A 24,290-nucleotide genomic window follows, 5' to 3' on the forward strand; every position below is an offset into this window, starting at 1 on the left:
AGTGGGGCGCAAGTGGCGCACGAGGGGCGTGAGTTGAAGGCGTGCGCCCCTACGGCCAGGACTTCACGACCTCGCCGGTCTCGGTGTCGACGAGCGTGATCCGCGCGGTCTCGCGGTGCCCGTATTCGCCGACGTCGCCCGCGAATTTCCGCTCAGCGGTGGCGCGGGACTTCCACCAGCCGATGGCCACGTCACGCCCGCCGATCACGAGGGTGAGGCGGTATCTGCCTGCCGAGTCCATGGCGTCATCGTCTCCCCAGGTGGTGGCGGTGGCAGCGTAACCCTAGAATCGAACGTATGAACGATCAGGATCCGGAGGAGCGGCTCGCCAAGCACAAGTCCGTGGCGGCATGGCTGGAGTACCAGCTTCAGCAGGAGATCCGGATCATCGCCGCCCTGGAGCGTGAGGTAGCCGAGCACGAGCGGCGCAAGAAGGTCGCGCACCGGGAGCTGCGGTTCGTCGTCGAACGTAGCTGGACCGAGGAAACGCCCGACGCCATGCACCGCGGCAACTGCCGCAAGAACCGCAGCGGCGGCGAACTCATCGAGGGCCAAGAGGCCGCGCTGATCATGCGCGACCGGAGCGACCACATCATCGCCTGCGCGACCTGCAACCCGCTGCCCGCGCTCAAGGCGGTATACCTCACACCCCACACACCGGACGAAGGCGCGTAGCCGCGCTCAGGAACTACCGGCCTGGCTGTTCACCGGGCCAACCCAGTGCAGGCCCTCGTGGCTCCAACTGGGGCTGACCTCCAGGTCGACCTTCGCGAGCTGGGCACGTGGCACGTCGAACCCGAACTCGGCGGTGCCTGACGAGCCAGGCGAGATGCTGCCGTCGATCCCGCCGCCGACATGGTTGGCGCTGTCGAAGATCTGCTCACACTGGACGCCCTCGTCGCCCGCTTTGACGTTCACGGTCAGAGAGCCCCGGTACGGGTCGTCAGAACCATTCGTGATCGTGATTCGCCATTTGACAGCCTGCGCACCCTCCTGCGGATACGAGGAAGTGAACTCCTCGGGTGGGAACACCGTGACGGTCAACCCGTCGTCCCACTTCATGGTGTCTCCCCATGCCCCCGCTTCGTCGCGCGCGGCAATCACCGCGTCCACACGCGCGGGGACGGCTGTGGCCGTTCCCGCGCTGGCGCCGAGGAGACAAGCAGCTACCGCCGCGACAACCCCACGGGCCACCGCCGACCTGCTGATGCCGTTCATGACTTCAGGATGCGCCTGCACCGGCGGCAGTGCCTGCCCAAGGTGCAGCGCTCGGGGCAGACCTACACCCTGGGAGTATGGGAGGCGCGCCGATCATCGTGCACCCGCCGCTCGGCACCGGCGGCCGGCGCGTCACCGTGCGCGGGCAGATGCTCGGCCTCGCGCACAATGACACCGACGTGATCGAGTTCCTGCGCCGTGCCGGGCTCCCCGACGGCGAGCGGCTCCTCGACGACGAGGCATGGGTGACGTGGCGCGGCGGACGTGCGCACCGCTACGACGCGGCGTAGGCAGATCAGAGTCCGATGTCCTCGCTGGCTGCGTCGGTCCACTTGTCGGCTTCGCGGATGTAGCCCCAGAAGGCGGGGCTGTTCTCGGCGTGGCCAGACTGCTCGCGGATCTTCTCTTCGCGCTTCCCGGCCTTGCGGCTGGTGGTGATGAACCCCGCCCGCATCGAGTGCCCGGTGAGTCGGACGGCGAGTCCAGCTCGTTCGGCGTTGCGGGCGATGATCTCGCGGACGGCTTCCGGACTGAGGGCGCGGTCGCCGAGGTGGCCCCAGACGCCGATGGGGAGGAAGGCGGGTCCGGCGGTGATGCCTGCGGCGGCGCGCCAGGTGAGCCAGGCGCGGACGGGGCAGGTGTCGGCGTTCTTGCCGTAACTGACGACGACATCGCGGGGCGGTCGTCCTTTGACGGCGGGGACGTGGACTTCGAGGCCTTGGCTGACGTGGACGATGGTGTCGGCGCGGAGGGCGGCGACTTCGGCGGAGCGTCCGGCGATGGCGAAGGCCATGAGCCAGAGGGCGCGGTCGCGGAGGCCGGAGAGTCCGTCGGCGACGGCCGCGTTCATCTGCCGTAGCTGCTCGGGGGTGACGGCGGCGGCCTTGCCCCTGCCGCGCGCCATGCGTTCGGGGTCGTTCTTCAGCGGCTTGAGCGCCTTGCGGGCCGCGACGGTGGCGGCCTTCGTGACTTCGACGCCGAGGCCGCGTGCGGTGACGGTGACGCCGGTGATCCGCCGGTCGATCGACGTGGGGGCCGCGAGCTTGATGGTGTCGAGCCAGACGACAAAGCCGACGAGGTTGCCTCTTGAGACTGCGGTCGACGGCATGCGGTGGCCGGTGCGTTCCGCGAGCCAGTCATGGAACTCTTCCCAGAGTGCCCAGTCGTTGGCGTATCCGCGCTTGGTGTTGTCGGGGATGATCCTGTCGAGGTGCTCGTCGGCCGCCTTCTCCATAGCGGCCAGGACGGCGAGCGTCGCAGCGTCGTAGACGGCCGGGGTGGCGTCCGGCTGGTGCGGGACGAGGCTGGTCACTGCTGCTCCTCGCCTACGCGCTCATGTTCCCCTGATAGGCACAGGACGCAGAACTTCGTGTTGGGTCCGGAGTGCTGTACCCGCTCGGCGGCAGACTCCAGAGCACCGTTGTTCTCGGGCGGAGTGGTCACCGCTCACGCTCCCATCGCGCGGCGTGGTGGCGCTCTCGGTCGTCCATGACGCAGGCGTGGATGCCTCCTGCGCGCTGACGCTCGAACATGGCGGCTATCCAGACCTGATCGGGTGCGTGCAGTGCAAGGTCCGCCCAGCCTTGCGGGCTCAGCCGCATGGGGTCCTTGCAATCGCCGCAGTCACAGGGGCAGTTCGGGACGGGGTCAAGGAGAACGTTCACGCCCCAGCACTTGTGATGCCAGTGCTGGGCGCAGGCATCGCATGCGTCCTTGGGGATGAAGAAGAAAGTCATCCAGCCGGGCAGGTCGCCCTTGCTCGACGGCAGCATGGCGCCGTTGCTCGCGCGTCGCACGCCTGCCTTACGACTACGGGCGCGTCGAACAGACAGCTCGTCATGAGGGTTGTCAGCCATAGCTAATTGTACCGTTTTTTCGCCCGCGATATGGCATGTTATCGAGAGCTAGCCTCGGCGAACTCCCCATGCCACGGAAGCCCGTTGAGACCTCCGGCTCCCTCGGCGGCCGAAAGAGGAAACGTGAAACATCCCCGACCCGCTGTCGCCTCGCGCCAACGGAGGGGAGGCTGGGCGCGTGGAAACCACTCCGGAAGACCTCAGCACCCTTTACCGCGAAGACCATCTTCAGTGCGTCATCGTCTCGTATGGCGACGGCCACAACGACGCACCGGCCGGCGGCGCCATCCGCGTCGACACTCGCCCTCTGCGTAACCCACCCGAGGACCCCGAGGTCCGAGACCGGATGCTGCACAGCAACGGCCTGGACCCGGAGGTCCGCCGGTACGTCATGGCGACGCCCGGCGCGAAGGAACTGGTGGCGCAGAACGCGGAGAAGGTCCGCATCCTGCTCCAGCGGGACAACCTCCACCAGTGGGCCGGCGGCCCGCAGCAGTACCGCATCGACGTCCATGTCGTCTGCGGCGGTGGCCGCCATCGTTCAGTAGCCGTTGCCGAGGAGATCGCAGTACACCTACGGGCCGCGGGGATCGGGTGCGAGGTCGAGCACCGGCACATCGACAGGCCGATCCTCACGTGAGAGTCGATGCGAGCGCACAAGGGAAAGTTATGCGCTATCTCAGTCAGGAATCAGGCGCGAGGTCGGGCAGCGTCACCTCGGGTACGGCGGCCGGGAGTTCGAGGCGGTACGCACGCCCGGGAGCATCGGTCCATTCCTCGTCGACGCGGTACAGCCAGCTGGTTGGGGTGAAGCCGTCGGCATCGGTGGCGAGGAGGTCGACGGTGAACCGGCCGGTGTCGTCAAGGGTCACCACAACCGCACCCTGCACGATGACGTCATGGTCGGCGGACCGCACCAACTCCTCAGGCGTGAAGCGGATCTGGCCCGTGTAGGGGGTGCCGTCGGGGCGGAGGTAGCCGAGCGCGCCGGCGGTCACGGTCACGGTCTGCACGTTCGACGGCCACGGCATGTCTCTCCTCGAAGTTGATCAAATCCAAGTTCCGCCGCCGGTGCGGGTCTTCACGGCGCGGGGTGTCCAGGCGCTGCCGGTCCACGTCTTGACGGGGCAAGGCTGCCAGGCGCTACCCGTCCAGACGCGGGCGCCCATGGGGATGTTGACGTTGTCGAACTCGGCGTAGTCGTCGGTGCCGTCGCTGCGGTGGGCGATGAGCTGAAACTCGAGGTTCGCGTCGGCGACCCATGTGGGGCTGGTCAAGGTCCGGCGAGTGGTCCACGTTCGGCCATTGGCGGATGTTTCCCAGTAGGTGTTGCCGCCGGTTTCACGGACGCGTAGCCACGCGTGGTCGGTGGCGGAGTAGGCAAGGGTGACGGGGTCGGCTTCGAAGTAGCCGACCCGGTTGAAGCAAACGAGCTGGCCAGTGAGGGCTTTCAGTTCGAACCCGAGATCGGTGCCGCCGACCGACGATTTGATCAGGATTTGTGCCCAGGCCTCGGTGGTGGCGCCGCCGGCAGCGGGTGGCCACGCACGCAGGGAGGCTGCGGACTCGTCGAGGGTGTAGGTGAGGGCGCTGGAGTACGCGTTGTAGCCGGTATTGCAGCCGATGCGGGCGCGTCCGCCCACCTCGCTGTAGGTGCCGAAGCTGTTGGGCCACAGCGTGGTGTTGACGGAGTTGTCGTTGAAGTCGTCGACGAGGGTCGCCAGGAGTGCCACGATATCCCCTAGTTCGTGTCGATCCACACGTCGCCGACGGCCGGCGATCCGGGCGCCGACGTGCCGACGGTGATCTTTGGGGTGCGGTTGTCGACGTACTGCTTCGTCGCGGCCTTCAGCGCGGCGTCGGGGTCGCGGGGCAGTGTCACGTCGGTCTCGAAGTCGGGCATCGGATGCTCACCCGTGGACGGTGACGCGGAACTCGTTGGATGTCGGCGCCGTCACGAAGCTGAGGGTGACGTTGTTAGTGTCGGTCGCCACCCAGTCCGTTTCGACGCGGGCGTCATCGGAGTTGCGGCGCATCGTCACGGACACGTCCTTCGTGCCCAGGTTGTGGGTTACGGCGATCGAGGTGGCGGAGCCGTTGCCGATCGATGCGGACGCGTGCCGGGTGACGACGCTCGTGTCCACTGCCACCGTGTCCGTGGCCACCGTGATTCCGGTGCCCTGTCCGACGGCCAGCACGCCGGCGGCTTCGGTGAGTCCGGCGCCAGCGGCTGCGGACCCGATACGGACGCCGCTCGCGGACTTCTGCAGCGTCGACCCGTCGAGCTCGAGCGCGAACTGGTTGCCGGAGACTTCGATGCCGTTGCCGTCGGCGGTGTACGTCTGCCCGCCGCCGAACTGGGTCCAGACGAGCGGTGTCGTGTCGAGGGTGATGGTGTCGACGGTCTGTGTGAATGCCTTGTCGGCGTTCGCGGTGCCTTCGAGTACCTGCACCGCCGCGCCGTACAGTTCGGCGGCGCTGTCGGCGTCCGTCGCGCGAGCCGGGGCGCCGGAGGCGGCGACGATGCGGATGCCGTTCTCCTGGCCCGCGGTCTGGTTCTTCAGCAGGATGCGGTCGCCGGTGACGAGGGTGACGCCGTCGACGCTGGAGCCGTTGGCGAAGGCGCTGGCGAGGGTGCCGTTGGTGGTGGTGGCGACGCGTACCGGTTGCTTCCAGCGGAGTCCGTTGAGGAGGTTGTCGACGTAGGCCTTTGTGGCGGCATCCGAGGACGAGGAGGGGTCGGCGACGGAGACGACGCGCTGCGAGCTGGCGTCGAATCCGGTGAGGGACTGGAGGGCCATCGATTGTGCCTTTCAGGAGCAGACGGCTCGGCCGCTGTAGGGGGTGGGGAACGTGATGACGACGAGGTTCGGGGTGCTGTGATCGACGTCCGCGTATACGGCGCGCCCTGCATCGTTGATGATCGACACGTTGGGGAACTTGCCGAGGCTGTGCGGGACTTGCCACGTTGCGGCCGGGCTCGACTGCACATGCTCGTACCGGAACTCGATCCCTACGGGGCCGGTGACCACGAGGTAGTCGCCAGCCGTCGGGTCGGTCGGGGCGACGGCGGCGAGGTCGACGTTCGGGGCGGCCAGCGGCAGGGACAGCGGGAATGTCCGGCCGGGTACGCCGGTCAGGAGTTCGTCGACGCGGTACGTCCACCCGGTCGGCGTGACATCGGGATCGTCGGTGGCGAGCAAGACCGCCGTGAACGATCCGGCGGCATCGAGCAGCGCGTCGACGACACCAATGACGAGAGCGCCATGGCTCGCCGAGGTGAGCGTCCGCGGCACGGGCACGAACCGGATCGCGCCGGCCAGCGGCATTCCGGACGGGCTCAGATAGCGGCCGGTGACAGTCACGGTGGAGATTCCCGCGGGCAGCGACATCACAGCCTCCTGTAGGTCACAACGAGCGTCCCCATGCCGAGCAGCCCGCGGCGGGAGGGTGCCGGCTGCTCGGCGTCACTACGCCGGCACACGAGCGCATCGGGATCGTCGGGCGGAGGCTGGAGGGTGTAGCCGTCGGGGCAGGTCTGCCCGTCCTGTCCGTCGGCGCCGGCCGGCCCTGGTTCGCCTTGCGGGCCGGCGGGACCGGGTTCTCCGGCCGGTCCGGGCGGACCTTGCGGGCCGTCGGCACCGGGAACACCTGGTTCGCCGGGAGATCCGGTCTCGCCTGCTTCTCCTGGCGTCCCGGGGGTGCCGCTCCTGCCGGGCTCGCCCTTGGGGCCGGGCGGACCGGGGATGGGCACTGGGACTTCGGCGCGCGCGGGGAGATCCTCGACGGCCCGCCCAGGGTCGGGGGCGGCGGGTGTCTCGCCCTTCGCCTGGAGCTGCGCGCGGAGTTGCCGCACGTCGGTCGCGAGCGTCGACACGGCAGTGCCGCGGAGGTCTGCCTCCGCGGCGAGGTCATCGGCCCTGCTCTGGGCGCGGTCGATCTTCAGAAATGCGACACCGACCGCGCCACCGAGGAAGAGCAGCGCTGCCGCGACCCAGAGCAGGTGTCGGCGTCGGTACAGGACCCGTTCAGCTCGCGTCACGGGGTCCCTCCCAGCTGCATGACCAAGAGCTTCAGTCGCGCGACCTCGAGTTCCAGGATCGCAAGCTCGGCCTCTGCCTTGGCCTGGTCAGCTTCGGCCTTGTCCCGCTCAGCCGTGAGCCGTGCGGTCAGGCTGTCGTATCCGGTGATCACGCCGCCCTCCCGGGCTGCCCGATTCGCGCCCCGGGTGCCGTACATGGCTGCCAGCCCGGCCACAGGGCCCGCGATCAGCGCGGCTACAGCTGTGACCATGGCGGCATCCATGCACTCTCCCGATCGCGCGTGCTTCGGGCAGCTCAGACGCCCTGAGTCGTGCGGGGACCGGCGGTCACGAGGGTGTCCTGCGCCTTGCCGCTTACTCCGGTCGGCTTCCACAGCCCGAAGTGCGCCAGGACCGCCGTGCCGAAGGACACGAGCGTCAGGGTGACGGCGGCACCGAGGTCGTATCCGTCGCCGCCTGCCTGCAGCTCGACGAGGAACCCGTTGGCGGCGGTAAGTGCGAGGAGGAGGACGGCCTTGGCGCCTGCGTGAGTTACGCGGGTGGTGACGAGGCCGACGAGGACGGGCAGGGCGACGCTGATGGCGAGGCCGAGCCAGTAGGCAGAGTCGAGGTTGACGTTCATCGCGGGTTCCCTACTTCGCTATGCGTTCGGCGAGCCAGCGCCGGACGATCTGGTTGTGTCGGGCGTCGGCGAGAGCGTTGTGCTCGCCGCTCTCTTGCTTCGGCAGGTCGTCCCAGGCGAGGCCTTGACGGGATCGCTCCTGCTGAATGTCGTGGGTGAACATCGGCACTCCGGCGGGGATCGCGACCATAGGGCCCCAGAGCTGCGCGAGCGAGACGTGGTCGTAGGCGCCGTAGTTAGCCCAGAGCTCGACCTCGGGCCCGGCGGCCTGGATGAAGTCGCGCACCTCGTTAGCGATCACCCAGTGCGGTTTGACCAGGGTGTCCTTCGTGTCGGCCCCCACCTGACTCATCGACGGCTTTGGGTGGCTGTTCTCCGGAACCCTGAGGTAGGTCTCCAGAGAGAGACGCCCTGTGATCGGCAGCGAAGGCAGCACGTTCCGGATCAGCCAGTCGTTCTCTCGAATCCGGTCCCATGGCGCGTCGGCGTTGACGGCGTAGTACTCGCGGCCGTCGTCACACACCATCCCGATTGAGATCACCGCGATGGTGAAGCCGTCCTCCAGGAACTCAAGGTCGTAATCGATGGCGGTCACGCGGTCACCTCAAAACCGTGCTTGGCGGCGAGCCGGTTGAGGGAGGCGTGGCCTGGGATGCCGTCGGCGGCGGCGCCGGAGTAGCCGCATCGCTTCTGCCAGGCCTTGTACGCAGCGACGGTCTTGGTGCCGAACGCGCCGTCGACGAACGTGGCGGACAGAAGCCCCTCGGCCTTCAGCGCCTTCTCGACGACGAGGACTTCGGCCTTGTGCGTGGTGCGGCCCTGTGCGGCCGGCGGGTCTTTCCGCGCTGCGGTGATGATGTGCGCGAGGGACACGCGAGGCTGGGCCGGCACAGGCTTCGGGACGCTCGGCTTGGGCGGGCTGGGCTTGGGGGTGTGTCCGTCGAGGCGGGCGGCGATCCGGCCCCGCATCGTCTGCATCGAGAATCCGCGGGGGTCGACCTTGCCGGGCTGCCATTCGCGGTGGCCGATGACTGATCCGGCGCCCCAGCCGTAGCGGCGGCAGACGGCTGCCGCGACCTTCTCGATCGCGAGCAGTTGGGCTTCGGGCCAGGGGTCTTCGCCGTCGCCCATGTTTTCGCACTCAAGGCCGTAGAAGTGCCGGTTGCCGTCGGTGGTCGCCTCGTTGGGCTTGGGCATGGCGTGTTCGGCGATGACCGCCTTCAGTACGTCGTCGTCGCCCATGCCGGCGTGGTTGGTGCGGCCGTAGCCGACGAGATGCACCTTGCCGTCCTTGGTGATGACGCCGTGGCACAGCGGCCCGGGCAGGGAGCTGTACCCGTCGCGGCAGATCTGCACTGTTCGGTCCGAACCCTTAGTGACGGTGTGGTGCACCATCACGCCATGCACGTCGCCCCACTTGCCCTTGTGGTTGCGGTTGTGGTGCTCCCAGTCGCCGACCTCGATGACGGTGAGGCCCTCGTCGCGGAGCAGGTCGAGGAACTCTTGGGCGGATACGGGTCTGGCCATGCGGGTCTCCCTCGCAACGTCAGCACCTTCAAATCGTAGCCTGAACACCACCGTTCACCTACGAATCACAGGTATCGTTGTGGTTGGGTTCTTGCTCAGGGACCCGTGGCGGGGATGTGGCCGTGCGGGTCTGCGTCCCCGCCACACCAACCCGCACAGGAGCAGCCGCATGTCCGAGCCGCAGGATCCGATCACTGGCCTCGTCGCTGACGCAGTGCAGGTGCACGAGATCTACCTCGCCTACGTTCAGGCCGGGTTCACTGAGCAGCAGGCCCTGGAACTGAAGACCTTCCTGGTCGCGTGCCTTGGTGGCCGCTCATGACCGGCCCATGCACGCGCCCGGAGTGCGGCAGTGAGGTCCACACCGACGGCTGGGGGAATCCGACCCGCTGCCCACACGAACCGGTTGACCCCAACCGGCGCTGTCCGCGCTGCGACTGCTCGGTCGGTCACACCCAGTGCGAGCACTGCAAGGTCTGCCCCCACGCCGACGGGCCGGCTCCAGCGCCCGAGTACGCGGTCGCCCTGTACGAGGACGGCACCGGCACGCTCATCGTCGGCATCCACCCCGACGGGCAGTTCGACTACGGCCCGAGCTACGAACCCGACGCCGCCGCGCGGGAGTTCTGGGACGCCGTCACCCGCGCCGCACGGTCCGCGTCGCCATGGGAGGCGCCGTGACAGAGCCGACGCGCCTCACCTGCGAGCAGCTCGTACCCCTCGTTGCGGCCCTGCAACACCGCGAGGCTGCCGCACTCGCTGGCCGCCTCATCAAGCGGCCCTTGCCGGACTGCCCAACGTGCGGACAGCCGCCCAGTGAGCTCATGCTCAGCAACGACCAAATCGCTCAATTCCGCAACGACCAAATCGCATTCGGCTTCCGGCCCTGCGGGCACAACTTCACAGCCGACGGAGGAGAGCTAGACAGGGCTTACTCCGCCGCACGTGCATCTGGTGCTGGCTACGCGTCCCCGTGGGAGGCGCCGTGAACACCTTCCAACTCGTCCAACTCGGCATGTGCGCCCTGTTCGCGGTCTCCTGCGCCATCGTCACCTCGCAGTGTCGTCGCGCTGTCCGCCAGGCCCAAGCCGCCGCAGCACACGCCGAGGCCCAGGCCCGCCGCGCACAAGCCGGCCCCCTCACCAGCAAGGAGCAGATATGAAGGTTCTCGTCACCGGCGGCGCCGGCTTCATCGGCACATGGATCCGCAGCGAGCTCATCGCGCGCGGCCACTCCCTCCTCGTCTTCGACCACCAAGACCGCCGCCAGCACCTCGCCGACGGCGAGGAGTTCTTCCTCGGAGACGTCCGCGACGCCACCGCCGTCACCGAAGCCGCCGCGCACGTCGACGGAATCATCCACCTCGCCGCCGTCCTCGGCACGCAGGAGACCATCAGCAACCCGCGGCCCTCCGCCGAGACCAACATCCTCGGCAGCCTCAATGTGTTCGAGGCAGCAGCGCAGTACGACCTGCCCACGGTCTACGCAGGTGTCGGCAACCACGCTTTCCGGCTGGTCGGTACGGGCTGCTACACGATCACCAAGTCGGCGGCCGAGGATCTGACGCGGATGTACAACCTCTATCGCGACGGCGGCAGGATCACGACCGTCCGCCCGGTCAACGCCTACGGGCCAGGGCAGAGCATCGCGGCCCCGTTCGGCACATCCCGAGTCCGTAAGATCCTCCCGGCACTCTCGTGCCGCGCGCTGACCGGTACGGACATCGAGGTGTACGGAGACGGCACCCAGATCTCCGACTGCGTGTACGTCGAGGACGTCGCCCGCACTTTCGTCACCGCGCTCGAGCACACCGCCGAGCACGGGCCGACCGAGAAGCCGGTGGAAGTCGGGCCGCTCACCTCTGTGACCGTGAACGACATCGCGCGCCTCGTCGCCGAGTACGCCGCGAAGGTCAACGGCCGCGAACCGGTCGGCATCACCCACCTGCCCATGCGACCCGGCGAGGTACCGAACGCCGTCGTCACATCCGACACGGACACGCTCAAGCAGATCGGCATGACCGCCGCCGACTTCGTGCCCCTCGACGAAGGCATCCGCCGCACCGTCGACTACTACGCCGGCACCTGGCTCCCCGGCTACCTGGCCGCCTGAGACAAAGAGAGGCGGCCATGGCCCGCTATAGGAAGAAGCCCGTCGAGGTCGATGCTGTTCAGTGGACAGAAGCCGCGCCCATGCGGACACTGACCGACTTCGCTGGCGGCCTGGTCATACTCAACGACGTCGATCGCGACTTTCGCGTCTACGACCGGCTCCACGACACATGGGTCGCCTTCGAGTATGGCGACTGGATCATCAGGGGCATCCGAGGCGAGTTCTACCCCTGCAAAGCAGACGTCTTCGCCGCCACCTACGAACCGGTCAAGGTCTGACGTGCGCATTCACATGTGGTCGGCCGACGAGTCCGGCTCTGGCGTGTACCGGGCCGTGCTGCCCGGCATGTCGCTGCAGTGGCTCGGCCACCAGGTGACATGGGGCATGCGGCTGCCCGACGACTGGCAGGAGCTGGACGTGATCGTCGGCTGCCGGGTCGCGAAGCCCGGAGTAAGCGAGCGGTGGCGGGAGCTGAAGGAGCAGGGCACTCGGCTGGTCCTCGACCTGGACGACGACTACCTGCACCTCGACCCGGCCAACGTGCAGGCGTACCGGCTGTGGTCCGAGCCGAGTCTCCGCCGCAGCCTCCTCGGCAACATCGCCGAGGCGGACGTCGTCACGTGCTGCTCTGAACCGCTTGCCGCCGTGCTCCGCGAACACCACGACGACGTGCGGGTCGTTCCGAACGGCCTGCCCGCCCAGTACCTGGGTGAGCCCCGCGACTACTCCCCCGAGGTGCTGTCCGTCGGCTGGGCCGGCACCGCATCCACGATGAACGAGCTCGGCGTACCGGGGGTCGTGCGGGCGCTGAACCGAATCGCCGCATACCCGCGCCCCGGCGGGGTGACGGTGCGGCTCGTCGGCATCGACGCGCCGACCGCAGTATCCCGCGGCCTGGCCGGCAAACGCCTCGGGGCGCTCGGCTGGGTGAAGGACTTCGGCCGGTATCTGCAGGCCGTCAGCGCCTTCGACGTGTGGGTGGCTCCCTACCGCGATATCCCGTTCAACCGGGCCAAGTTCGCGACCAAGTTCCTCGAGGCGTCGATGCTCGGCATCCCTCTGATCGCATCGGACATCGAGCCGTACCGGCGGGTGATCCGGCACGGCGAGAACGGCTTCCTCGTGCGCCACGAGCACGAGTGGGGCCGCAACTTGAAGCAGCTCGCCGACGATCCAGACCTCCGACAGCGGATCGGGATGACCGCCCGCGGTGAAGCATCGGGATCGATCCTTCAGGCGCTCAACCGGCAGTGGGAGACGGCGCTGATGACGCCCGCGAAGGCGGCGGCGTGAGCGGCCAGTGGCTTGCGCAGGAGGTGAGCGACACGGTGGTCCACGCCGTGCCGCTGGATGACCTCATCGTGCACGACTTCAGCGAGACCTGTCCGTGCGGCCCGCTCCCCCGGGCAATTCCACGCGACGGCAGGCCAGACGGCTGGGTCTTCACCCACCACAGCCTTGACGGGCGCGAGTTCAGCGAGCCCGACCACGGCGACGCAACGACAGGAGATGGCAGTGATTGACGGCCGCCGCGTGATCGCCTGGACTCCCTACGGCAGGCGCCGCACGTACAGCATCCTGATCAAGTACCTCCAGCGGGATGTCGAGCGCGGCCTGATCGACGAGGTGTGGGCGTTCATGAACACAGACCCCACGGGCCAGGAAGACGACGTCGCCTACGCGCACGAACTCGCTGAACAGCACGGCTGGTTCAAGCTGAAGCACCGGCCCGAAGGCATCAACCTCGGCCGGCTCCCCAAGCAGCGGTACACCGGCCTGGCCTATCGGTACATGACCGACCCGAACTCGGTGTACCTGAGGCTCGACGACGACGTGGTGTACCTGCATGACGACGCCATTGCGAACCTTGTGCGGGCCCGGCTGGAAATGCCGGCGCCGGTCGCCGTGTTCCCCGTGATCTTCAACAATGCGATCTGTAGCCACTTCCTTCAGGCCTGCGGCAAGGTGCCGATGGAGTGGGGCGAGGTCAAGCCGTACTGCATGGACCCGACCGGCTGGGCCAACGGACCCTTCGCCGTGAAGCTGCACGAGCTACTGCTCGACCACATCGAGCGCGACGCCGTCGAGGACCTGTACCTCTATCAGGACTTCCCGCTCGCTCCCGGCACGCAATTCTCTGTCAGCTGCTTCGCGAGCCTCGGCGGGACCTATGCGGGCCTACCTAAGCCTGGCGTCCTCGTCCCAGATGAGGAGGAAAGCTGGCACACGATCCACCAGCCGCTCGCCACCGGAGCGCCGAACATCATCCGTGGCGACGCGATCGTGTCGCACTGGTCCTTCTTCCCGCAGAAGCCCTTCCTGGATGGATCTGCCCTCCTGGGCCGCTACCGAGAGATCGCGGAGAAGCTGTGACCAACTGCAAGGCAGACGGCTGCGGCCGGAAGATTCTCGCCAAAGGGCTGTGCGACAAGCACTACCGCCGTGCAAGGAAGCGTGGCGACGGCTCGTTCGAGGACCGTCGGCGGTATCTCCACGGTGGGACGGCGCTGGAACGCTACGAGAACCAGATAGACCGGAGTGGCGGTCCAGATGCTTGCCATCCGTGGCTCGGAGCTCAAGGGAACGCCTACGGGGTGTTCTGGGACGGCACCTACACGCCGGGCGGGCACTGCCACCTCGTCAAGGTGCACGCATGGGGCTATCGGCAGAAGGTCGGTGCGCTTGAGCCGGGCGAAGTAGTGCGGCATCTGTGCCACAACAAGCTCTGCCAGAACGAGCGGCACTGGGCTAAAGGCACACCTCACGACAACGCACGAGACTCGATGGCGGCTGGCATCCACCTCGGGCCCGGCAAGATGACCAGCGCACGCGTCGTCGAGGCCCGGCGCCGCTACGCGGCTGGAGGACTTTCGCAGCGCGCCCTGGCGGCCGAGTACGGCATCAGTGAGGGTCACCTCCGCAACATCGTCAACTACCGGGTGTGGAAGCACGTCGGCTCAGCAGAGCAGGTGGCGTAATGGCTCAGCAGATCAGCGTTGAGGACGCTTTCCCAACATTCCGGCAGCGGTGCCGGGAGCTGTTCGAGGAGAACCTGCTCCTGCGTGCCCAGGTCGACGTGCTCGAACGGCAGCTCGCTGAGGCACAGAACGCGTCCCCGGCTAGCGGCGTGGACGAGACCGGACCGCCCTTGTTCGCGGACGAGCAGCGGAGTTAGGGCCTGCGCCAGCCGAGGAGTGATCCGATGGCGATGATGCCAACTTCGATCAACAGGATGACTTCGAACGTGGTCATGGTCCGTTCCTTGTCTATGCAATGCGTTGGGCGATGACGCCCTGGCAGGTGGCTGTGTTGGACGCCGAGGCGGTGCCCCACGTCCACGTGATCACCATGTCTGCTGCGGTTGTTGTCGACCTTGCGACGGCCGCGGCCTGCTGGATTTGCCTGTACTGACCGGGCAGCGCGGCGACGGCGACGTCCTGGTACACGGCGAGCGACGGACGCCAGGATCCGCCGCCGCCGGCCACGGCGCACACCAGGTCGAAGCGCGCGTTCCATGCCCTCGTCGTCACGCCGGTCGATGCTGTGATCGCTCCAGTTGTGCCCATGCTCGTACCCGCAACCCCACCGAGCCTCGCCTGCACCGTGAACGTCGGGGTGCCCGTCACGGACGCGATGCCCCAGGCCTCGACGCGGTAGATCGCGCCTGCCACTGGGTCGTTGGCGGGGATCGTCATGGTGGCGACGACGGTCTCCGCCACCGTGTTCGCCACGGTCGTGGTCGCGGCGTGTAGCTGGTTGCGGATCCGGCGTGTGCCGACGACGAAGTCCTTCCCGTCGACCAGTACCAGGTCGGCGTTGTACGTCGACGAGGAGTTAGGGATCTGCACCCAGGATGCGGACGCGGGTGCGGTGCCGTTGGAGAAGTAGGTGCGGTAGCTGGTGTCGGATTCGGTGATGGGCTTGCCCGCGTAGGGGGCGGCGGGCCGGGTGCCGGAGGTGACGATCTGAAAGCCGGCGGCGAGGTCGAGCTTGTCGAGGTTCTGGTTGAGGTCGGTCTGGACGTTGACGAGTTCGCTGCCGTTGTTGAGAGGGCGGTGCAGCCCGAGGCGCGACGTTGGCGTTTCAGGCATGCAGGATCTCCTCGGCGGGCCGGATGGGGAGGTCGCTGTGCTGGTGGACCCAGCGCATAGTGTCGACCTCTTCGCGCATGGTGCGCACTCGTTCTCGGTCTGGGGTGTGGGTGGCACGGATGGTGTCGACTGCGCGGGACCCGCGAACGTCGATGCGTACCGGGCACGTCTTGACGCGGCTGAGGTGGGCTTCCCGGGCGGCGCGCGTACTTTCGGCCTCCCACAGGGTGGGGCCGGGATCGGCGTAACGCTGCGGGGTGCCGTCGGCCTCATCGGTCATGGGCATGTGCGGCTCGTGGAGGAGGATCTCGAGGAGGGAGTCGGTGTCGGTCGGGTTCATGTCGTATTCGGCGGCGTACCGGTCGAGGGCAGCCATGGGGATGGTGTGGATGTGTGGCCTGCCGTCGGGCCTGAGTAGGCGGAACTGCCAGCAGGGCGTGTCGCCGATCTTCTTCTCTGCGACCGTCTCGACGGTCCAGGTCTCTGGCATTGCGTCTCCCTTCAGACCCTGTAGCACCAGAAGCTGACGTTCATGTTTTGGGTGTTGTTCCAGGAAACGGTGAAGCTCGTTGTCGATGAGGCGGAGACGCCCCACACGGTGGGCGTTGCTGTGCCGAAGTTGGAGGCGCGCAGCGTGACGATGGGAACCATGGACGTGAGCATCGTGGCGCCATACGAGTACGTGGCCCCTGCGGCGCTGGTGACGGTGTCGCTGCCGGTGAAGATGCCTTCGTTCGAGTCGACCGCCACGTAGTTCCGCCAACGCCCCAGGTGGCGCGTCAGGTTGGATTCGTACTGGTGATAGTTCGCCGTGGCGGCTGTGCCGTCGTCCCAGCCGACTTTCGCGTCCTGCACCCGGCCCCGGAAGACGCCTCCGTCGATGCCGCCGGCGTGGTAGCCGACGTGCGTCTGGAGTGATGTGACTCGGAGGTATCCGCCGCGCCTTTCCGCGGTGTCGGCGCGCACTATGCCGAGTTCTGTTGTTCCGTCGGTGAGGAAGAGACGCGAAAAGACGCTCACCCCGGCGTCGTCGAAGACGCCGGCGTTCATGCCCAGGTTCGAGTTGGTGCCGGAGGAGGCGGCGTTGATGTAGGCGTAGTTGCTGCCAGTGTTCGGGTAGAAGCGGAGCTCCGGCAGGTACGTGGCCGTAGGCATGATCTCCAGGCGGCGGCCTGATGTGCCGGAGCTGATCTGCCCGAGGAGGCTGACCGAGCCGTCCGCGGCAGCGATGTTGACGGTCTGGATACCGCCCGCGTTGTAGGCCTGCAGGCCGGCCGCATTGAGCTCGACGCGTGCTCCGGTCGTGGCGGTGCGGATAGAGGCGGCGAGGAGCCAGTTCGCGGACACGGTGCCGGCGGTGACCTTGGAGACGGTGAGGTCGGAGATGTGCGCGTCGTCGATGAGGAGCGCGGTTGCCGAGGCTGCGTCACTGGGGCCGGATTTGTTGCCGGTGATATCAACGGCGATGAGGCGCACGTACCTGGTGTTCGTTTCCTCGACTTGCACGGTGGCGACGACGGGGATCTGCGCCTGGATCATTCCGGCGGTGGCGCGGACTTTGCCCTTCAACGTGTCGTCGGTGGGTGTGAAGGTGGGTTCGTAGTCGACGTGGACCTCGAAGTGATCGAGGTCTGACTCCAGGTTGTACGTGCCGCCGGACGACTTTCCGAGCTCGTGCGTGATCTGAAGGGCGATTCGGGAGCCGGCCACCGTGGGTGCGGCGGGAGTGGATGGCGGGATGTTGTCCTCGGACGCGACGAACGTCGTGATGCTGCTCCAGGCGCCGGTGTTGCCGACCTTGTCGACGGCGCGGATCTGTATGTCGTAGCCGACGCCGGGTGACAGATCCTGTAGCTGTGCGGAGGATTCGCCCCAGGCGACGAACATCGTCTGCCACTGGCCGGTCGGGGCGACGAACGGTTGTGCCCATGTCTCCATTGCGGCCCAGGTGATCTGGGAGGCCTGGGCCCAGGTGGAGGGGTAGAGCATGTCGGCGTCGACGGCGTAGCGGATCTCGTAGTGGTCGCCGTCGAGGATGGTGGAGCCGTCGACGTTGTTGGGGGCACTCCAAGCGATGATCACGCGGGCTCGTGTGAAGCCCTCGGCAGTGAGGTACGCGGACCCGACGAACGGCTCGACCAGCACCGGAACGCCAGGTATCGACGTGTCCTGATTGGGGCGGGACCCGACCGGCTCTCCCCCGGCACGCTGCAGTGCGCGAGCGAAGCCGCCCACGGTGACGTTCACGGTGTGGCCCGTGTCGAAATCGACGTGGTCCGTGAGGTCGTACCAGGCACCGTTGGCGTCCCGGTAGGCGACGGTGTAGCCCTCGCTGATGGGCCACGACGTCTCGGTCACCTGCAGTTTGATCGGGTTGAGACGCTCGCCCCGGAAGGTGACTTCGTTGGCGGTGTCGACGAGTCCGGAGTCCGGGTCGTATACCCACACCCAGTCGCCGACATCGAAGGCGCCTTCGATGTAGTAGTTGTCGGTCTCCACGGTCAGGCCGTCATGCGTACCGGTGTACTGCTCGAGGAGCAGCTGCGCTCGGGTGTCCGCGTTGGTGACCGTGGTGTCCGACTCGGACGCCAGGCGGGTCATCTGCAGCGGGTTGCCGTGGATGTCCTTGTACGGGTTGGCGCCGGGGCCGATGTCGGCGGTGCCGGTGGCGATGGACTCGCCCTCGCCCTCGGCGAGGAGCACGATGCGTGTGGTGAAGTCCTCGGCGTCCCGCGTCACGGCGAACCCGCCGGACACGGACTCCAGTCCGCCGAGATCCTTGCCGGCCTGCTTCTTCGAGATGATGCACTGCGGGTCGGTGACGTACAGATCAGCCTCTGGGCCGGCGTCGAGGGTGCCGTCGCCGTTGACCCGCCACGACACCGGCGTGCCAGCGGCAGCGGCGAAAGTGTCGCACACGTACTGGATGGCCTGCCGAGGCGACTCGTAGACGTGCCGCCCCGAGTATGTGGTGCCGACCGGGTAGAGGGTGCCTTCAGTGACCGGGCCCGGTGTGGGCAGGAGCGCCCGGATCGTGTTCGCGAACGTCTGGCTGTTCACCTCAACGGCTGTCTCGAGGACGGCGCCCTTGTTGTCCTCGTCGCCGAGCCACACGGACATGCCGACGCCGGCGAGTTCGTACTCCTGCTCGATCTGTTTGGTGCGCCGGTCGTCGCCGGAGGTGCCGCGCTTGCGCACGACTCCCACGTAGCGGGCAGCGGTCAGCAGGTTGTCGCCGTACTGGTCAGGCGCCATACGGCCCGGCACGAGCGCGATGTGCCCGAAGTACGTGATGCGGTCCCACAGGTCTGGAGGGGCCGTTGGCCGCAGCGAGAAGTTCCACGACCCGGGAGCGGTCAGGATCTGAGTGACAGGCATCAGCGCCTCACCCCGTAGACCACTTCGGGAAGACAGCCGACGTACTGATTCCGCAGGTCGAGCGCAGCATCCCCGGAGGGCGTGGCAGCGCGCAGTCGGATGTCGTCGCCGTACAGCAGGACGCCGGCGCCGGGCGAGCCGTTGAGTGCGAAATGGACGGCGCCGAATGCTGTCGACGCGGGTGCGCTGAAGTTGGTGTCCATGAAGAACCAGCTGCCGCTGACCGGGGTGGTGGAGTTCGCGGACGTCGACAGGTACGCGCCGCCCCCGTCGTACCAGTTGATGTTCAGGGCGACTCCGCCCGCGATCGGTGCGGGGGCGTACAGCCACCCCGAGGCCCGGTAGCTCTGGCCGGAAGTGACTGGCGCATTGGCCGACTGCACCCGCGGCGCTGAGCCGGCGGTGGACGTGAGGAGTCCGGACCACCCCCCGTACTTCGACTGGGTGCTGGAGCGGGTGATGGTGGCGTTCGTCGCCGTCCAGCCTGAGGTGTCCGTGTCGAAGCTCGGGTTGGCGTTGAGTGACGCCTGGGAGCCGGCGACGCCGATCCAGAAGTCCAGCGTGGTGGTGGCGGCCTTTTGCACTCCGCCGTTGGCGTGGGCGGTGAAGGTGCGGGCGGAGCCGATCGCGAAGCGGTTGCCGTCGGCGTCGTCGTCGGTGGCAACCAGGTATCCGGAGGCGGCGAAGGATGTGTTGGTCTCGGCCGTGCTGCGGTAAGCGGCGAGGGTGTCGGATGTGCCGACCTGGAGATATCCCTCGACGAAGCGGGACCCGCGGCGCAGCGCGAGGTCCAAGGTCGCCCGGCCAGGGTTGAGACTCTTGGTCAGGCGCATGATGACGTGCTCGGGTTCGTTCTTCAGGAGCGTCGCGCCATCCCACGTGGTGATCGAGGAGGCGCTCCCGGCGACGCTGACGTTCCACGACTTGGAGCGCCATGCGCCCCCCGTGTGGGCCTGCACGTCGAGGGTTCCGGAAGCCGACGTAGTCACGTTGACGAGGCCGTTGGTCAGCGCCCAGCCGGTCGGCGGGAGGGCCTGGTCGACGCCGCACAGTTCTGTCCCCGACGAGGTCAGCTGGACACGGCCGGTCAGGTAGTTCGTCGGGGTGCAGCCCCACCGTGGGGACACGCCGGCCGGCACACCCCGGTACACGGTCATCGCCCCATCGGCGCCGGTGCGCGTCATCACCGACGGGTTGGTGGATCCGGTGTAGTAGCCGTAGTGGCCGATGGGCGGGGCGTGCCAGCGTTCGCCGGTGAGGGCGAAGTCGTTGGCGCGGACCGCGCCGGTCAGGCGGCTCTGCAGGTCGATCTCGGCGTCGGTGCCCAACCGTCTCAGGCCGATCGTCCAGTCCGATCTGACGACGTCGCCGCGCCACTCGGTGTACGCGGCGGAGACGCTGCCCAGTTCGTAGTAGCCGTTGCGTTCGGGCTTGTCGGTGAACGTGGCGGGGACCAGGGAGCCCTGCTCCAGCGCGGTCAGGTTGTCGTGACGCCACACCAGTTCGCTGCGGGTGAGTGGCGGATTCGACTCCTGCCCCGACAGTTCCAGGGATCGGCTCTCGCCGCTCGACTCGTTGGCTTCGAACGTCTCGCGGAGCATGAGCCGGCCGACCTTCAGGTCTCCGTAGTCGCCCTGGGGCATCAGCGGCTCACCGACCTCTCACGCTGGTAGATGCGCAGCGCGTCGTTGGTTTCCTTGACGAGCAGGTTGGCGATGCGGCGCCGCTCGGCGGGGCTGCTGGCCAGGTCGTTGCTGTTGACGTTCACCGTGAGATTGATGGTGGGTCCCGTCTGTGCAGCCGCGCTGCTCGGGGCCTGGATGCTCATCTTGTTCGGGGCGGTGATGAGGCTCTTGCGGGAGGCGACGCCGATGTTGAAGCCGTCGGCGGTGTGCTGGCCGAGCTGCATCATCACGCGGGACGGTGACTTGATCCCGAGGGCCTTCTTGATGGCCGCTTCCATCGACTTGGCGATCTTCATCATTGCCGATTCGATCGCGCTCTGCTGAGCAGTGAGTCCCTTCACCAGCCCCTCGGCCGCCCGCAGCCCGGCCCCGTACATCGCATCAGCGGCAACAGTTCCGGCCTTGTTAGCGGAAGTCGTCAGCTGCTTCTGCAGCTCGTTGATCCGGGCGATCTGCTCAGGGCTCGCAGCCAGCAGCGACTGCGCGGTCGCCATGCCGCCACCGGTGACACCAGCGGACGCAATGTCCTCGATCATCTGCCCGTTCAGGCCGCGGGCCTTGAGCTGCTCGAGCTGGCCGGCGAACTGGGTGGTGCGGCCGGCGTCCGCGGTCAACTGCTTGATCAGCGTCTCCGGCGAGGTGCCGTACTTGCCGACCTTGGTGATGTTCCCGAACGAGATCAGCGACGAGGAGATCGACGTCTTCAGGGAATCGAACTTGCCCTTCAGGTCCTCGAAGTTCGACTTCGCGGCGTCCAGGCTCTTGTTGACCCCTTCGAGCTTCTTCTGATGGGCGAGGAGCGCCTTGCCGGAGGCCGTCATCTTCCCGACGAGCGACGACTCGGTCTTCCCCGTGAACGCTGCTTTGATCTGTGAGAGGTAGGTGTTGATGGTGCCGGCGAGCGCCGACACCGAGTCCGGGGTGCCCAGGTCGCGGGACATCTCCGCGTTCTTGAAACCGGCCATCTTCCCGGCGGTGGTGAAGGTGACGTCACTCGTCAGGGACTTCCGGGCGTCCTTCTGCGCTTGGGTGAGGCCGCCCTTCGCGAACTTCGGCAGCCGGCCGTCGTTGATCGCGGCCATGAAGCGGGTGCCGTACCGGGCGACCGCCGCCGCCTTCATCACCCACTCACCGTTCGACACCAGGGCCGGGATGCTGTCCGACGTGCCCGTACCCGGGCCGATCGCGAGGCCGCCCATAGGGAACGCCTGAATCCCGCCGCCGGACGCATAGCCGCGCACCGGACCCCCGGATGCGTACTTCAGCTGCGAACCCTGGCCGCCGCTGGTACGTGCCGAACTGCCCGTGACGACGTACCGGGTTGTGATCGTGATGGTCTTGGATGCAAGTCCGTCTCGTGCGCGCTGTACGGCTTTGATGTTCGAGAGCGCAGAGCCTGTGATGGCGGTGACCTGCACCTTGCCGCTGGGGAGCTTCTTCGTGCGGAAGCCCACGTCCTCCAGCATCCGAATCGCGCCGTCGGTGAGAGCGCCAACGGTGACGCTCTTCGACCCGGGCGTCGACTTGATCTTCGAGATGACCGCGTCGAGGCCCGCGATGGCGTCCTCGCGGTGCATCTCGATCCGCGTCTCAGCCTTGTTCGGGATCTTCAGGATGGAGTCGGCGAACTGTGTAGCCTCCGCGCTGGACAGTCCCATCTGCTGCGCGTACTTGATGAGCTCGCTACGACCCCGCGAGTAGATCCCATTGATCTTTTCCCAGGGAGCGTTGCTCTCTCTTGCTGCCGCAGTCGCCGCATCCGTCTTCGCCGCAAGGTCGGCCAGCGCCGTAGCCGCGGCCTGCGCCTTGGGCGAGTTCGTGTCCAACTCGCCGTTGATCATGCGGAGCGAGCCGGCATTCTCCTTCGCAGCCTTGGCCGCGGCATCGATGGACGCCTCGAAGCCGATCATCCCGCCGAGTGCCGCGCGGTTCACATCGTTCAGGGCCTGGATCGACTGCCGCAGCCCGTCCGCACTCTGCTTCTGCGCGTCCAACTTGCTCTTGGTCGCCATCGCCTGCTCACCGAACAAGCCCATGGCGCCCGCGGCGAGCTCCTGCTCCAGCTTCTGGTCCCTCAGGCCTTCCTTGTAGTTGTCGAGCTCCTGCTTGAACTCCTTGAGCTGCTCCGGGCTCATCCCCTTGGTCATGCGCTCGATCGCGGCTGCTGCAAGGTCCGCGTGGCCGCCCTCGACGAGGTTCGCCAACGCGCTGTCGATGCCGTCCATCTTCTCGATGAGGTCTTCGGTGGAGTCGCCGGCACGCAGGAAGCCGTTGGTGATGTCGGCGCCCCAGTTGTTGATCGACTCGGAGATGCTGGGGTCGGCGACCTTGGCAACGACGTCGTGGAGCTTGCCGAAATCTTCGCCGAGCACCCGCGCGCCCTCGCCGGTGAGTCTGCCGGTGCTGCCGAGTTCCTTGAGCGACGTCGTCAGCCGGTCGACGTTCGGTGGGGCTTCGCGGCCGAGGTTGCTGAGCTTCTGGATGGCGATCACTGCGGCAGCGATACCGGCCACGATGATCGTGCCCTTCGCCGCGCGGCTGAGGACACCGAACGCTGCCGCCAGACCCGCGAGGCCGCCACCTGCAGCCAGCGACGCCGCGCGCATTGCCGCGAGGGACGCAGCGAACCCGGCCATCCCGCCGCTCAGCGCGATCACGCCTGCCGCGCCCAGCTTGACCAGCTTGAACGCCGCATACAACTGCAGGAGCGTACCCAGAACTTCAGGCGGGATCGCGGACACCAACTCGGCGAGAGCGTTCGCCACGTGCAGCAGCGAGATACCGACGTCGCTGCCGGCCTCCATCAGGTGCAGCAGGGCGCGGCCGAGGTTGCCCAATGTCTCACTGATGATGGGCCCGGCCTCGCGCGCATTGTCCATGAACCGTTCGAACTGACTGCTGTCACCAAAGGTGTTGAGCGTCTGGGACAGGTTGATCAGGCCGTCGGTCATCCGGTTCAGTGCGGCGCTGCTGAGCTTCTCGACCTTGACCATGAACCGGTCGAAGCCCGGCGACGCGACCCCGCCGGCGATCACGGTCATGAGACGATCGAGTTCCCGCGACGTGCCCCTCACGAGCCCGCTGGTCTTCGGCAGCAGCGCCGAGAACGTCTGGAACGTCTTCGTGAAGACGGGCATCGTGTCGTCGGCCAACGAGTCCGACCACTTGCTGTACGCGTCCTTCATCACCATGAACGACGCGGCAGTCTCGCGGGTCGCCTGCGGCATCTTCGCCATGGTGCGCGCGTACTCGTTCTGTGCCTTGGCGGCCTTCTCGGACGTCTTGCCTGACTCCTCGACGGCCTTCTTGTACTTCGTCTGGGCCTGGCTCGCCTTCGCGATGTTCGCGACTTGCTTGCCGGCTGCCAGGCCGAAGGCGACCATGCCTGCGCCGGCCGCGGCCATCGAACCTGCGGCGACTGCACCGGCAGGGCCGAGCGCGCCCATAGCCGCAACCACCCCTGTGATTGCTGAGAGGGCTTTGTCGGTGCGGGCTTCGACGTTGACGTGGCCGGACGCGATGAGGAACGACACGGGGTCAGACCTCCACGCGTTCGATCAGGCCAGGCACCAGAAGGTTCATGGCGTCCACGGACACCTCCTGAGGGGCGTCGGGGTCCGAAGGTGCGGCAGCGGACTGTTCGTTGGCTACGGCTGCGGCCATCGCCCCGGAGTAGACGGGGAGGCGGCGGGCCAGGGCGAGGAAGCGTCTGGCCGGCAGAGTGCGGGTTTCGAGGTCGATGCCGTACAGGGCGAGGAA

General features: G+C 67.4%; 33 protein-coding genes. 13 read left to right on the forward strand and 20 right to left on the reverse strand.

Annotated elements, in window-relative coordinates; translation table 11 throughout:
- Nucleotides 1-49: 49 nt before the first annotated feature.
- Nucleotides 50-241: a hypothetical protein gene (locus tag JAO81_RS05205; RefSeq protein WP_199546556.1), complete on the reverse strand. Its 192-nt coding sequence runs from the start codon at nucleotides 239-241 to the stop codon at nucleotides 50-52.
- Nucleotides 242-297: 56 nt separating this feature from the next.
- On the opposite strand from JAO81_RS05205, the gene JAO81_RS05210 reads away from it, so the two are divergent.
- Entirely contained in the window at nucleotides 298-675 is a 378-nt protein-coding gene (locus JAO81_RS05210; protein WP_199546557.1) for a hypothetical protein, read from the forward strand.
- A 6-nt stretch (nucleotides 676-681) separates the two neighbouring features.
- Here the strand turns inward: JAO81_RS05210 and JAO81_RS05215 are convergent, their stop codons facing one another.
- Complete coding sequence (locus JAO81_RS05215; protein WP_199546558.1) at nucleotides 682-1,218, reverse strand: hypothetical protein; 537 nt, start codon at nucleotides 1,216-1,218, stop codon at nucleotides 682-684.
- 77 nt (nucleotides 1,219-1,295) lie between these two features.
- Between JAO81_RS05215 and JAO81_RS05220 the strand changes: the two genes are divergently transcribed.
- Entirely contained in the window at nucleotides 1,296-1,508 is a 213-nt protein-coding gene (locus tag JAO81_RS05220; protein ID WP_199546559.1) for a hypothetical protein, read from the forward strand.
- 5 nt (nucleotides 1,509-1,513) lie between these two features.
- Here JAO81_RS05220 and JAO81_RS43615 read toward each other — a convergent pair whose 3' ends face one another.
- Complete coding sequence (locus JAO81_RS43615; protein WP_199546560.1) at nucleotides 1,514-2,530, reverse strand: tyrosine-type recombinase/integrase; 1,017 nt, start codon at nucleotides 2,528-2,530, stop codon at nucleotides 1,514-1,516.
- 127 nt (nucleotides 2,531-2,657) lie between these two features.
- On the reverse strand, nucleotides 2,658-3,074 hold the full coding sequence (locus tag JAO81_RS05230) for a hypothetical protein (RefSeq protein ID WP_199546561.1): 417 nt from the start codon (nucleotides 3,072-3,074) through the stop codon (nucleotides 2,658-2,660).
- 178 nt (nucleotides 3,075-3,252) lie between these two features.
- On the opposite strand from JAO81_RS05230, the gene JAO81_RS05235 reads away from it, so the two are divergent.
- Nucleotides 3,253-3,714: an RNase adapter RapZ gene (locus JAO81_RS05235; protein WP_199546562.1), complete on the forward strand. Its 462-nt coding sequence runs from the start codon at nucleotides 3,253-3,255 to the stop codon at nucleotides 3,712-3,714.
- A 43-nt stretch (nucleotides 3,715-3,757) separates the two neighbouring features.
- Here the strand turns inward: JAO81_RS05235 and JAO81_RS05240 are convergent, their stop codons facing one another.
- From JAO81_RS05240 to JAO81_RS05285, 10 genes are read right to left on the reverse strand one after another with little or no spacing between them, the layout of a single operon-like run.
- Entirely contained in the window at nucleotides 3,758-4,105 is a 348-nt protein-coding gene (locus JAO81_RS05240; protein WP_199546563.1) for a hypothetical protein, read from the reverse strand.
- 18 nt (nucleotides 4,106-4,123) lie between these two features.
- Nucleotides 4,124-4,807, reverse strand: a complete 684-nt coding sequence (locus JAO81_RS05245) for a hypothetical protein (RefSeq protein ID WP_199546564.1) — start codon at nucleotides 4,805-4,807, stop codon at nucleotides 4,124-4,126.
- A gap of 8 nt (nucleotides 4,808-4,815) precedes the next feature.
- A complete protein-coding gene (locus tag JAO81_RS05250; RefSeq protein WP_199546565.1) occupies nucleotides 4,816-4,977 on the reverse strand; it encodes a hypothetical protein in 162 nt (53 codons plus the stop codon).
- Nucleotides 4,978-4,984: 7 nt separating this feature from the next.
- On the reverse strand, nucleotides 4,985-5,875 hold the full coding sequence (locus JAO81_RS05255; protein ID WP_199546566.1) for a hypothetical protein: 891 nt from the start codon (nucleotides 5,873-5,875) through the stop codon (nucleotides 4,985-4,987).
- A gap of 12 nt (nucleotides 5,876-5,887) precedes the next feature.
- Nucleotides 5,888-6,466, reverse strand: a complete 579-nt coding sequence (locus JAO81_RS05260; protein WP_199546567.1) for a hypothetical protein — start codon at nucleotides 6,464-6,466, stop codon at nucleotides 5,888-5,890.
- A complete protein-coding gene (locus tag JAO81_RS05265; protein WP_199546568.1) occupies nucleotides 6,466-7,116 on the reverse strand; it encodes a collagen-like protein in 651 nt (216 codons plus the stop codon). The genes JAO81_RS05260 and JAO81_RS05265 overlap by 1 nt, the downstream gene beginning before the upstream one ends.
- On the reverse strand, nucleotides 7,113-7,379 hold the full coding sequence (locus JAO81_RS05270) for a hypothetical protein (protein ID WP_199546569.1): 267 nt from the start codon (nucleotides 7,377-7,379) through the stop codon (nucleotides 7,113-7,115). Before JAO81_RS05270 ends, JAO81_RS05265 begins: the two co-directional genes overlap by 4 nt.
- A gap of 32 nt (nucleotides 7,380-7,411) precedes the next feature.
- Nucleotides 7,412-7,738 (reverse strand): hypothetical protein, encoded by a 327-nt coding sequence (locus tag JAO81_RS05275; RefSeq protein ID WP_199546570.1) that lies wholly within the window; start codon nucleotides 7,736-7,738, stop codon nucleotides 7,412-7,414.
- A gap of 10 nt (nucleotides 7,739-7,748) precedes the next feature.
- Entirely contained in the window at nucleotides 7,749-8,333 is a 585-nt protein-coding gene (locus tag JAO81_RS05280) for a 3'-5' exoribonuclease domain-containing protein (protein WP_199546571.1), read from the reverse strand.
- On the reverse strand, nucleotides 8,330-9,265 hold the full coding sequence (locus JAO81_RS05285; protein ID WP_199546572.1) for an N-acetylmuramoyl-L-alanine amidase: 936 nt from the start codon (nucleotides 9,263-9,265) through the stop codon (nucleotides 8,330-8,332). The genes JAO81_RS05280 and JAO81_RS05285 overlap by 4 nt, the downstream gene beginning before the upstream one ends.
- Nucleotides 9,266-9,434: 169 nt before the next feature.
- Here JAO81_RS05285 and JAO81_RS05290 point away from each other — a divergent pair, with 169 nt between their 5' ends.
- The 10 genes from JAO81_RS05290 (at nucleotide 9,435) to JAO81_RS05335 (ending at nucleotide 14,552) form a co-directional block, all read left to right on the forward strand.
- Entirely contained in the window at nucleotides 9,435-9,587 is a 153-nt protein-coding gene (locus JAO81_RS05290) for a hypothetical protein (protein WP_199546573.1), read from the forward strand.
- Complete coding sequence (locus JAO81_RS05295) at nucleotides 9,584-9,946, forward strand: hypothetical protein (protein ID WP_199546574.1); 363 nt, start codon at nucleotides 9,584-9,586, stop codon at nucleotides 9,944-9,946. Before JAO81_RS05290 ends, JAO81_RS05295 begins: the two co-directional genes overlap by 4 nt.
- Before the next feature lie 304 nt (nucleotides 9,947-10,250).
- The gene (locus JAO81_RS05300; RefSeq protein WP_199546575.1) at nucleotides 10,251-10,427 is read left to right on the forward strand and encodes a hypothetical protein; all 177 of its coding nucleotides are present in this window, start codon (nucleotides 10,251-10,253) and stop codon (nucleotides 10,425-10,427) included.
- On the forward strand, nucleotides 10,424-11,377 hold the full coding sequence (locus tag JAO81_RS05305) for an NAD(P)-dependent oxidoreductase (protein ID WP_199546576.1): 954 nt from the start codon (nucleotides 10,424-10,426) through the stop codon (nucleotides 11,375-11,377). The genes JAO81_RS05300 and JAO81_RS05305 overlap by 4 nt, the downstream gene beginning before the upstream one ends.
- A 17-nt stretch (nucleotides 11,378-11,394) precedes the next feature.
- Nucleotides 11,395-11,655 (forward strand): hypothetical protein, encoded by a 261-nt coding sequence (locus JAO81_RS05310; protein ID WP_199546577.1) that lies wholly within the window; start codon nucleotides 11,395-11,397, stop codon nucleotides 11,653-11,655.
- Nucleotide 11,656: 1 nt separating this feature from the next.
- A complete protein-coding gene (locus tag JAO81_RS43315) occupies nucleotides 11,657-12,670 on the forward strand; it encodes a glycosyltransferase family 4 protein (protein WP_199546578.1) in 1,014 nt (337 codons plus the stop codon).
- Complete coding sequence (locus JAO81_RS05320) at nucleotides 12,667-12,900, forward strand: hypothetical protein (RefSeq protein ID WP_199546579.1); 234 nt, start codon at nucleotides 12,667-12,669, stop codon at nucleotides 12,898-12,900. Before JAO81_RS43315 ends, JAO81_RS05320 begins: the two co-directional genes overlap by 4 nt.
- Nucleotides 12,887-13,750, forward strand: a complete 864-nt coding sequence (locus JAO81_RS05325) for a hypothetical protein (protein ID WP_199546580.1) — start codon at nucleotides 12,887-12,889, stop codon at nucleotides 13,748-13,750. The genes JAO81_RS05320 and JAO81_RS05325 overlap by 14 nt, the downstream gene beginning before the upstream one ends.
- The gene (locus JAO81_RS05330) at nucleotides 13,747-14,355 is read left to right on the forward strand and encodes a hypothetical protein (protein ID WP_199546581.1); all 609 of its coding nucleotides are present in this window, start codon (nucleotides 13,747-13,749) and stop codon (nucleotides 14,353-14,355) included. Before JAO81_RS05325 ends, JAO81_RS05330 begins: the two co-directional genes overlap by 4 nt.
- On the forward strand, nucleotides 14,355-14,552 hold the full coding sequence (locus JAO81_RS05335) for a hypothetical protein (protein ID WP_199546582.1): 198 nt from the start codon (nucleotides 14,355-14,357) through the stop codon (nucleotides 14,550-14,552). Before JAO81_RS05330 ends, JAO81_RS05335 begins: the two co-directional genes overlap by 1 nt.
- Before the next feature lie 91 nt (nucleotides 14,553-14,643).
- Here JAO81_RS05335 and JAO81_RS05340 read toward each other — a convergent pair whose 3' ends face one another.
- Genes JAO81_RS05340 through JAO81_RS43320 form a run of 6 tightly spaced genes read right to left on the reverse strand, consistent with a single transcriptional unit; the run spans nucleotide 14,644 to nucleotide 24,194 of the window.
- Nucleotides 14,644-15,468 (reverse strand): hypothetical protein, encoded by an 825-nt coding sequence (locus tag JAO81_RS05340; RefSeq protein ID WP_199546583.1) that lies wholly within the window; start codon nucleotides 15,466-15,468, stop codon nucleotides 14,644-14,646.
- On the reverse strand, nucleotides 15,461-15,958 hold the full coding sequence (locus JAO81_RS05345) for a hypothetical protein (RefSeq protein WP_199546584.1): 498 nt from the start codon (nucleotides 15,956-15,958) through the stop codon (nucleotides 15,461-15,463). The genes JAO81_RS05340 and JAO81_RS05345 overlap by 8 nt, the downstream gene beginning before the upstream one ends.
- Nucleotides 15,959-15,969: 11 nt before the next feature.
- A complete protein-coding gene (locus JAO81_RS05350) occupies nucleotides 15,970-18,846 on the reverse strand; it encodes a fibronectin type III domain-containing protein (RefSeq protein ID WP_199546585.1) in 2,877 nt (958 codons plus the stop codon).
- Nucleotides 18,846-20,489, reverse strand: coding sequence for a hypothetical protein (locus JAO81_RS05355; RefSeq protein WP_199546586.1), 1,644 nt, complete (start codon nucleotides 20,487-20,489; stop codon nucleotides 18,846-18,848). Before JAO81_RS05355 ends, JAO81_RS05350 begins: the two co-directional genes overlap by 1 nt.
- Entirely contained in the window at nucleotides 20,489-24,064 is a 3,576-nt protein-coding gene (locus JAO81_RS05360; RefSeq protein WP_199546587.1) for a phage tail protein, read from the reverse strand. Before JAO81_RS05360 ends, JAO81_RS05355 begins: the two co-directional genes overlap by 1 nt.
- A 4-nt stretch (nucleotides 24,065-24,068) precedes the next feature.
- Nucleotides 24,069-24,194 (reverse strand): hypothetical protein, encoded by a 126-nt coding sequence (locus JAO81_RS43320; RefSeq protein WP_267912973.1) that lies wholly within the window; start codon nucleotides 24,192-24,194, stop codon nucleotides 24,069-24,071.
- Between the last annotated feature and the right edge of the window lie 96 nt (nucleotides 24,195-24,290).

This window comes from Streptomyces sp. N35 (assembly GCF_016464295.1).
Classification (GTDB): Bacteria; Actinomycetota; Actinomycetes; order Streptomycetales; family Streptomycetaceae; genus Streptomyces.

Coding starts and splice junctions, on each gene's coding strand:
- JAO81_RS05325 (WP_199546580.1), top strand. CDS start 12,887: ATGGCAGTGATTGACGGCCGCCGCGTGATCGCCTGGACTCCCTACGGC.
- JAO81_RS05250 (WP_199546565.1), bottom strand. CDS start 4,977: ATGCCCGACTTCGAGACCGACGTGACACTGCCCCGCGACCCCGACGCC.
- JAO81_RS05335 (WP_199546582.1), top strand. CDS start 14,355: ATGGCTCAGCAGATCAGCGTTGAGGACGCTTTCCCAACATTCCGGCAG.
- JAO81_RS05260 (WP_199546567.1), bottom strand. CDS start 6,466: ATGTCGCTGCCCGCGGGAATCTCCACCGTGACTGTCACCGGCCGCTAT.
- JAO81_RS05230 (WP_199546561.1), bottom strand. CDS start 3,074: ATGGCTGACAACCCTCATGACGAGCTGTCTGTTCGACGCGCCCGTAGT.
- JAO81_RS43320 (WP_267912973.1), bottom strand. CDS start 24,194: ATGGCCGCAGCCGTAGCCAACGAACAGTCCGCTGCCGCACCTTCGGAC.
- JAO81_RS05210 (WP_199546557.1), top strand. CDS start 298: ATGAACGATCAGGATCCGGAGGAGCGGCTCGCCAAGCACAAGTCCGTG.
- JAO81_RS05255 (WP_199546566.1), bottom strand. CDS start 5,875: ATGGCCCTCCAGTCCCTCACCGGATTCGACGCCAGCTCGCAGCGCGTC.
- JAO81_RS05270 (WP_199546569.1), bottom strand. CDS start 7,379: ATGGATGCCGCCATGGTCACAGCTGTAGCCGCGCTGATCGCGGGCCCT.
- JAO81_RS05340 (WP_199546583.1), bottom strand. CDS start 15,468: ATGCCTGAAACGCCAACGTCGCGCCTCGGGCTGCACCGCCCTCTCAAC.
- JAO81_RS05240 (WP_199546563.1), bottom strand. CDS start 4,105: ATGCCGTGGCCGTCGAACGTGCAGACCGTGACCGTGACCGCCGGCGCG.
- JAO81_RS05205 (WP_199546556.1), bottom strand. CDS start 241: ATGGACTCGGCAGGCAGATACCGCCTCACCCTCGTGATCGGCGGGCGT.
- JAO81_RS05290 (WP_199546573.1), top strand. CDS start 9,435: ATGTCCGAGCCGCAGGATCCGATCACTGGCCTCGTCGCTGACGCAGTG.
- JAO81_RS05220 (WP_199546559.1), top strand. CDS start 1,296: ATGGGAGGCGCGCCGATCATCGTGCACCCGCCGCTCGGCACCGGCGGC.
- JAO81_RS05310 (WP_199546577.1), top strand. CDS start 11,395: ATGGCCCGCTATAGGAAGAAGCCCGTCGAGGTCGATGCTGTTCAGTGG.
- JAO81_RS05295 (WP_199546574.1), top strand. CDS start 9,584: ATGACCGGCCCATGCACGCGCCCGGAGTGCGGCAGTGAGGTCCACACC.
- JAO81_RS05215 (WP_199546558.1), bottom strand. CDS start 1,218: ATGAACGGCATCAGCAGGTCGGCGGTGGCCCGTGGGGTTGTCGCGGCG.
- JAO81_RS05275 (WP_199546570.1), bottom strand. CDS start 7,738: ATGAACGTCAACCTCGACTCTGCCTACTGGCTCGGCCTCGCCATCAGC.
- JAO81_RS05285 (WP_199546572.1), bottom strand. CDS start 9,265: ATGGCCAGACCCGTATCCGCCCAAGAGTTCCTCGACCTGCTCCGCGAC.
- JAO81_RS05350 (WP_199546585.1), bottom strand. CDS start 18,846: ATGCCTGTCACTCAGATCCTGACCGCTCCCGGGTCGTGGAACTTCTCG.
- JAO81_RS05305 (WP_199546576.1), top strand. CDS start 10,424: ATGAAGGTTCTCGTCACCGGCGGCGCCGGCTTCATCGGCACATGGATC.
- JAO81_RS05355 (WP_199546586.1), bottom strand. CDS start 20,489: ATGCCCCAGGGCGACTACGGAGACCTGAAGGTCGGCCGGCTCATGCTC.
- JAO81_RS05345 (WP_199546584.1), bottom strand. CDS start 15,958: ATGCCAGAGACCTGGACCGTCGAGACGGTCGCAGAGAAGAAGATCGGC.